The organism is Pseudohongiella sp. (genome assembly GCF_040877505.1).
In the GTDB taxonomy this organism is placed as follows: Bacteria; Pseudomonadota; Gammaproteobacteria; order Pseudomonadales; family Pseudohongiellaceae; genus Pseudohongiella.
On record NZ_JBBDNQ010000011.1, the window covers coordinates 1 to 5,792 of the forward strand.

5 protein-coding genes are annotated in these 5,792 nt (G+C 57.2%); 3 read left to right on the forward strand and 2 right to left on the reverse strand.

Annotation, left to right across the window (positions count from 1 at the left end; genetic code table 11):
* Positions 1–317 precede the first annotated feature (317 nt).
* Both WD071_RS03855 and WD071_RS03860 read right to left on the reverse strand, forming a co-directional pair.
* The gene (locus WD071_RS03855; protein WP_368047016.1) at positions 318–1,379 is read right to left on the reverse strand and encodes a lytic transglycosylase domain-containing protein; all 1,062 of its coding nucleotides are present in this window, start codon (positions 1,377–1,379) and stop codon (positions 318–320) included.
* A gap of 88 nt (positions 1,380–1,467) precedes the next feature.
* Positions 1,468–2,697, reverse strand: coding sequence for a DUF3524 domain-containing protein (locus WD071_RS03860; RefSeq protein ID WP_368047017.1), 1,230 nt, complete (start codon positions 2,695–2,697; stop codon positions 1,468–1,470).
* A 110-nt stretch (positions 2,698–2,807) separates the two neighbouring features.
* Between WD071_RS03860 and WD071_RS03865 the strand changes: the two genes are divergently transcribed.
* Genes WD071_RS03865 through WD071_RS03875 form a run of 3 tightly spaced genes read left to right on the forward strand, consistent with a single transcriptional unit; the run spans position 2,808 to position 5,635 of the window.
* A complete protein-coding gene (locus WD071_RS03865) occupies positions 2,808–4,349 on the forward strand; it encodes a class I adenylate-forming enzyme family protein (RefSeq protein ID WP_368047018.1) in 1,542 nt (513 codons plus the stop codon).
* A gap of 29 nt (positions 4,350–4,378) precedes the next feature.
* The gene (locus WD071_RS03870; RefSeq protein ID WP_368047019.1) at positions 4,379–5,005 is read left to right on the forward strand and encodes a glutathione S-transferase family protein; all 627 of its coding nucleotides are present in this window, start codon (positions 4,379–4,381) and stop codon (positions 5,003–5,005) included.
* Positions 5,006–5,029: 24 nt separating this feature from the next.
* On the forward strand, positions 5,030–5,635 hold the full coding sequence (locus WD071_RS03875; RefSeq protein WP_368047020.1) for an NUDIX domain-containing protein: 606 nt from the start codon (positions 5,030–5,032) through the stop codon (positions 5,633–5,635).
* Positions 5,636–5,792: the final 157 nt, after the last annotated feature.

Consider the following 5,792-nt stretch of genomic DNA (forward strand, 5'->3'; position numbering starts at 1 on the left):
TCGGATGCGACCGTCCAAGGGTCGCATACGCTACTCAAGCCGCCACCCACCACCCGAAGGGCTCTTGCAGAATTTCGGCAGTGTCGATCTTGCGAAGTCTGGTGGTGTCTGCTGAAAGTTGAACCAGGCACTAGCTGTCCGGGCTTGGGTATCGTCTGAAGGAGCGTTGACAACCCTTGGATGGTTGTCACCGAGCCCCCCAGGGATGGGTTCACGGGCGTCTCCGGAAGACGATACCCAAGCTCGGATAGCGTCCTGATCGAGGCTCCTGATCATTTTCGTCCAACGGGCGTTCACTATTGATAAAGATTCGACCGTCAGTCCCGGATATCGTCGATCGCGTCGGCGAGCAGGGAGACGGACAGGGCGTAGCGGAAGGCCGGGTTGTAGCGCATGATCGAGCAGAAGTTGCGGTATACGAGATAACCCTTGTCATCCCCCTCATCACCAATTAACAGCGCCGACGGCAGATTACGGGTGGGCAAATCGCTGCCATCCGCCCGGCGCACGCCCAGCTGCTGCCAGTCATTGAGCCCACGCCACGCACCCATGCTCTCAAAAGAACGGCACTGTGACTCCGGCGTCATGCCCGCGCTTTGTGGTGCCGGCAACGACTGCTCGCCGCCCGGTGGCAGACTGACTACGCGGCCCCAGGTCTGATCATCACGCCAGCCGGTTGAGCTCAGGTAATTGGCCACAGAAGCGATCACATCCGGGCCCATTGTCCACAGATCAATGCGCCCGTCACCATCATGATCCACAGCGAGCCGCAAAAAACTGCTCGGCGTAAATTGCACAATGCCCAGCGCACCTGCCCACGAGCTTTTCATCATCTCTGGCGTCGCAAAACCGCGGTCGACAATTTCCAGCGCCGCGTATAACTCGTTGCGGAACATCTCGCCGCGGCGCCCGTCGAAAGCCAGTGTTGCAATCACACTGAACAAAGGCTCTGTGATGGGGAAGCTGCCGTAGTTACTTTCCAATCCCAGAATTGCGACAACAAAACGGTGCTGCACGCCGTAATCAGCAGATACCTCCCGGATCATGTCGCCGTGTTCCGACATCAGGTTTTTGCCCGCCTCTATTCTGGCCGTGTTCACGCGCTGCAGATAACGCTCATAAGTATTGACGAATTCGGCCTGGTTGCGGTCAGCCTGCACGGCCTGACGCTGCTGCCGGATTTCCGGCAAAACGCTGTCCAGAGTGCCGGCGCTGATGCCGCGTGCCAATGCATCTTCGCGGAATTCCGCCAGCCAGCTCTGGAAGGCCGCCTCATTGTCTGCACCGCTCTCGGCGTCAGTCTCCTGCGCTGACAGGGTCAGCGGCAGCAGCAGAATGCCAAAAAGAACAATCAGGTTTTTGATGTGTGGTAACCGCATGAGCACTCCCGGATCGATCCGAACCATCGTGTAGTGATTTTAAGGTGGGCACAACTGTAGCCTGTAGGCTGGAGTGCGACAAGCATTTTCAGTCAGCAGGCGTGGCGGCAAACAGGGCGTCGAACAAAGCGCTCCAGGGCTTGTGCATGGCCGTGGCGCGGAACTGGCTGACATCAGGTATCGGACGGCGCGCCCCGGGTTGCTGCCACGCCTGGTGCCAGGTGATGATCTTTTCACAAGCGGTCATGGCCTGTTGTTCCTGCGTCAAACCTGCCACCGCGTACAAACAGGCCGGATCAATGTATTCCGGATAGGCCAGGGCGGCTGGCGTCAGCGGCACACAGTCTCTGGCTACGGCCTCCAGAATCGACAGGCCCTGAAAATCATGCAATGCAGTTGATAATACGATATCAGACTGCGTTAGCACTGCTTCATAGGCAGCTCTCGATGGCAACCAGTCATCCATGCCGGGCTCAAGCCTGTGTCTTTGGTAATGCGCTGTCAGCAAGGCCCGGAGCCGGGCAAATTCAGCTGGTTCGTGACGGAAACGCTGCCCCAGCAAATGCAGCCGAAACGGTAAATCCAGCCTGATCAGCTGCTGCACAATGGCCAGCAGCAGGGCCGGACCCTTGTCGTATTCATGTCGGTGATTCCAGACAATCTGCAGTGCCGTATGTGGCTGATCCGGGCGCCTTGTGTCACTGTTATCGCCGCTGTCGTCCGTGAACAAATGATCGGGTAAAGGCACAGCCAATACACACGACTTTTTCTGAAGCTGCGTCGGCAGGCCGTTCGGAACCTGATCCGGCAGTTTTTTTAATAAAGCACTCAGACCGTCAAAAAAACTTTGTTGATTCCACTCACTGTTGAATGCAATGCGATCAGCGCACAGGGCGGTGTAGACGTTGATGATCTGGGCGTTAAGGAGATTGTCCCGGTGTGCGCCGTGCGCGCCAGGCGCCGGTGGATAGGCGAACTGGTTTTCATGAAAATAGACCAGTGTTGGCAAACGCGTCAGCGCCGGTACAAAACCGCGCAGGCTGCTCAGGTCAACCAGCGATGTCACTATCAGCAGGTCGTAGTTGTCAGTCAGCGTCTGCCGGTGGTTAAATGCCCAGCTCAGGCTGTTGCCACGAATACGCCAGGCAAAATGCCGCGGTGGCAGGCTCAGGCAGATCCATTGGTAGTCCGGGAACATATCGCATAATGTATCCCGCCATTGCCGGTGACTGTGTGCATCGTAGGCGCTCAGCAGCAGAGCACGGGGGCCGGTAGCTGCGGGCGAATTCGGGCTATCGGGTGGGCGGGTGACAGGCATGATGCGGGCAACTATTCAATCGGAACAACTATTCTATCGGAACGACTATGCAATCAGAGCAGCCGTTGCAAGCCATGAAACAATCCGTTCAATCTAATGACGATCAGCTCTTGGGTCAATCACCAAAGACACTGATTGAATGTTTACCGGCGCGAGTCAGTGACGCATTGAAGCAACATGCGCGGCACCATGCCAGTGCACCTGCGGTCCGTGATCACCTCGGGCGTGCGCTGACTTATGGTCAATTTGCCGACGCTGTGTATGCCGCACAGCAGCAATTCCGGGATGCTGGTGTTCAGGCCGGAGACCGGGTCATGCTGGTCAATGAAAACTGCGTGCCGCTACTGGTGGCAATTCTGGCGCTGAGTGAATTGTCAGCTTGGCCGGTGGTGGTCAACGCCCGCATGGCCGAATCTGAACTCGACCGTATTCGCCTGCATTGTGAGCCGCGACTGGTGCTCTACTTTCTCGATTCGGCAGCGGCGCAGGAGCGCTGGCAGATGTTTGACAATGAGCCGGGCAATGCAGTGCTCGCACTGGGCGGGGGCATTGTAGGCATTCGTCCGCTGCCGGTGCAGCCGCGGCCGGACGAAGCGGCTCTGATCGAGGCAGGCGTGTTTACCCTGATTTATACCACGGGCACGACCGGTGACCCCAAGGGCGTCATGCTGACCCATCGTAACGTGCTCTATGTTGCCGCCGTCAGCAGTGCCCTGCGAGGCTTGCGTGCGGATGACCGGGTTTACCTGGTGTTGCCGGTATCGCATGTGTTCGGCCTGGCGGCGGTGTTTCTGGCGGCGATTTATGTGGGGGCTGAACTGGTGCTGGCTGACCGTTTTGAACCGGCCACCGCCATGGCTACCATGCGCGATCGCGGCATCACCGGTTTGTTTGGCGTACCGGCGATGTTTGCCAGGCTGGTTGATCATGCCCGGGCGCACGGACTGGGGCCTGATGACATGCCACCGCTGCGCTTTATGTACAGCGGCGGCGCGCCGCTGGACCCGGCAATCAAGGAAAAAACCGAAACGCTGTTTGCCATGCCTTTGCTCAATGCCTATGGCATGACCGAAAGCGGACCCACCATTTGCCAGGTTCGCTACAATGAACCCTTGTCATCGTGCAGCGTGGGCAGGTTGCTGCCCGGGCTGGAAGCCCGGCTGCTGGACACGGACGGCAAGCCCGTAGCACCAGGAGAAGTGGGCGAGCTGCACATACGGGGGCCCAATATCATGCTGGGTTATTATCGCAATCCGCAGGCCACCGCTGCCTCACTGGATGTTGACGGCTTTCTGAACACCGGCGATCTGGTTCGCCTTGATGACACAGGTAACGTCCATATCGCCGGGCGCAGCAAGGAGCTGATTATCCATTCCGGGTTTAATGTATACCCGCCCGAGGTGGAGGGCGTTATCTCGACGCACCCGGGGGTGTTATTGTGTGCTGTGGTCGGACAGCACATTGATGGCAATGAGGAAGTTGTTGCCTGGGTGCAGCGTGCCGCCGACAGCGATTTATCAGAGATCGAGTTACAGGCGTTTATCAGACCTTTACTGACGGCCTACAAACGGCCTTCCAGGATACTGTTCATGGAGCAATTGCCCACGGCGCCGTCCGGCAAGGTGCTTAAACATAAACTGAAACAGAGTTAACAGGCTGTCAGACTGCGGAGAGCATAACAATGATCAAACTGTACGGATTTCCCATCAGCAATTACTACAATATTGTGAAGATGACGCTGCTGGAAAAAGGCATTGATTTTGAGGAAGTTGCGGTGCGCCCGTCGCAGGACGCCGACTATCTGTCCTGCAGCCCGATGGGCAAGGTGCCGTGTGTGGAGAGCGAGCAGGGTTTTCTGACAGAAACCGGCGTTATCATCGACTACCTGCATGATCTGGGACAGGGAGCTTCCTTCTATCCTGACGACCCGTTTGAAAAGGCCAAGGTCAGAGAGCTTATCCGTTACCTGGAACTTTATATCGAACTGCCGGCCCGCCGGCTTTATGGCGACGTGTTCTTCGGCAAGCCAGCCAGTGATACAGAAAAGGAATCCGTACGTAAGGAACTGGTAAAGGGTTTTGCTGCCCTGCGCCGACTGGCTGCTTATTCGCCCTATCTTGCCGGCAGTGAGATGACCTACGCCGATTTCTACTTCCTGTTCAGCGTCGGACTGGTCACGCGCGTCACCAGGAAGGCTCTGGACTGGGATGTGTTCAGCACCGAGCCTGGTATCCGCGGGCTGTTGGAACTGCTTGAGCAGCGTGATAGTGTCAAGACCGTCCGCGCAGCACAGAAAGCGGCCATGTAAACCGGTAAAGAGAGAGGCAGCCTGATGATCCCAAGTCCTGCCAGCACCGTAGTGCTGGTGCGTGAGGCCGACAACGACATAGAAACATTGCTGCTCCTGCGCAACACCAAGCTGACGTTTGAAGGCGGCGCCTGGGTGTTTCCCGGCGGTAAAGTGGATCCCGGCGATTACCCGCCGGACGCTGATCGTGATCAGCCGCATGGCCCGGACAGGCTCAAACAGGATTATCTGGCGGCAATTAATGCGGTGATTCGGGAAACCCGGGAGGAAGCAGGACTCAGTATCCTGTCCTCGGACCTGATACATATAGCGCACTGGACGACCCCCATGGGGCTGCCCCGGCGTTATGCCACCTGGTTCTTTCTGTGCCCGCTGCACGCACCCGTTGAGATTGTGGTGGATGATGACGAGATACTGGATTATCAATGGTTGACGCCGCGCATGGCGCTGGCGCTGCACGAGGCGGGTGAGATCAGACTGCCGGTGCCGACTTCACATACGCTGCAGAGTATTGCGCACTATGACTCAGTGGCGAAATTGTGTGAAGACATGCGTTGTGCAGATATTCATGTTTTTCCGGAAAATTCTGATTATTATCATGCGATTGGCGACCAGTTAAGGTCCAGCTGACACAGACGGTCGCTTCGCGTCAGTCGGAGCGAACGCAGGGACAGATTTTCTTGCGTTGTCCGGTCGCTTAATGGGATAGTTAAGTTACAGGCGATACCAGATCAACAGCCAGGGAATGCTCACGGAAAGAGCGACTGCATGCGCTATCGTTGACTCA

Excerpts from the sequence above, each read along its gene's own strand:
- WD071_RS03855 (WP_368047016.1), bottom strand. The coding sequence starts at position 1,379 with ATGCGGTTACCACACATCAAAAACCTGATTGTTCTTTTTGGCATTCTG.
- WD071_RS03860 (WP_368047017.1), bottom strand. The coding sequence starts at position 2,697 with ATGCCTGTCACCCGCCCACCCGATAGCCCGAATTCGCCCGCAGCTACC.
- WD071_RS03870 (WP_368047019.1), top strand. The coding sequence starts at position 4,379 with ATGATCAAACTGTACGGATTTCCCATCAGCAATTACTACAATATTGTG.
- WD071_RS03875 (WP_368047020.1), top strand. The coding sequence starts at position 5,030 with ATGATCCCAAGTCCTGCCAGCACCGTAGTGCTGGTGCGTGAGGCCGAC.